Here is a 1,104-nt window from a genome sequence, read left to right as displayed (position 1 = left end):
TCCCACATGAACCAGAAGCGGTCCTGTCCGGGGGTGCCGAACAGGTAGAGGATCAGGTCCTGGTCCAGGGTGATCCGGCCGAAGTCCATCGCCACGGTCGTCGTGGTCTTGTCCGGCGCGTGCGTGAGGTCGTCGATGCCGGCCGACGCCGAGGTCATCACGGCTTCGGTGCGCAGCGGGTTGATCTCTGAGACGGCCCCGACGAACGTGGTCTTGCCCACGCCGAAGCCGCCCGCCACCACGATCTTCGCGGAGGTGGTGGAGCGGGCTGCACCGCTAGAGCTTGCGAAGTCCACTGAGCACCCTTTCGAGCAGTGTCACATCTGGCTGTCCGCCGGCGGTCTCGTCCCCGCCGGGCTGATGAATGGCGACGAGCCCGGCCTCCGCCAGGTCGGCGACGAGGATTCGGGCGACGCCGAGGGGGATGGAGAGGAGGGCCGAGATCTCGGCCACTGATTTGATCTCGCGGCAGAGGTGGCAGATGCGCTGGTGCTCCGGCAGTTGGCCCTGCAGCCTGGCCGGGTCGGCGGTCGTGCTGACCAGCGCCTCGATGGCGAGCTGGTAGCGCGGCCGGGTCCGTCCCCCGGTCATCGCGTACGGGCGCACGAGCGGGTTGTGCACGCCCCCGGTGGGAGCCGACGGCCCGGGCGCGCGCCGCTGCTGCGGCTGCACCGGCTGGACGCGGGGCGCCCGCGGCTGGTCGTACGGCGACGGCTGCTCGTACGGCTGCCGGGAGTCGTACGGCTGCTGCTGGTACGGCTGCCGGGGCTGCTGCTGCGGCGGCTGCCGCCGGTGGCTGGGCGCGGAAGGGAAGTTGAAGCGGTTGTGATGGTGCTCGCCCTGTGGCTCGGACTGCTGTCCGGGACCGTACGGGTATCCGCTCGGGGGCGTTGCCACGTTTCCTCCTTCAACTTGCCAATCTGACGCCGGTCGCGCCACCGCACCCTATGGCGCGGTGGCGGGAAACGCACTGCCTGTCTGCTAGTTGAGAAGGCTGCCCTGCAGTTCCGCGCGCAGGTCGGGCGTCAGCACGGTGCCCGCGCGGTCGACCAGCAGGGCCATCTCGTAACCGACGAGGCCGATGTCGCACTCGGGGTGCGCCAG

At 70.3% G+C, this 1,104-nt stretch carries 2 protein-coding genes and 1 pseudogene; all 3 read right to left on the bottom strand.

Translation table 11 applies throughout. The features are described from left to right. The coding region (locus ACH4EB_RS38735; RefSeq protein WP_398106419.1) for a GTP-binding protein at positions 1–296 on the bottom strand (296 nt) is incomplete at its 3' end. Then, a complete protein-coding gene (locus ACH4EB_RS38730; RefSeq protein WP_398353243.1) occupies positions 277–897 on the bottom strand; it encodes a DUF742 domain-containing protein in 621 nt (206 codons plus the stop codon). The genes ACH4EB_RS38730 and ACH4EB_RS38735, both read right to left, overlap by 20 nt. 84 nt (positions 898–981) lie before the next feature. Beyond that, positions 982–1,104, bottom strand: a pseudogene (locus tag ACH4EB_RS38725) (roadblock/LC7 domain-containing protein); the annotation flags it as partial.

The organism is Streptomyces sp. NPDC018045, assembly GCF_044327445.1.
GTDB lineage: Bacteria > Actinomycetota > Actinomycetes > Streptomycetales > Streptomycetaceae > Streptomyces.
This window is presented reverse-complemented; position numbering and strand designations above follow the sequence as displayed.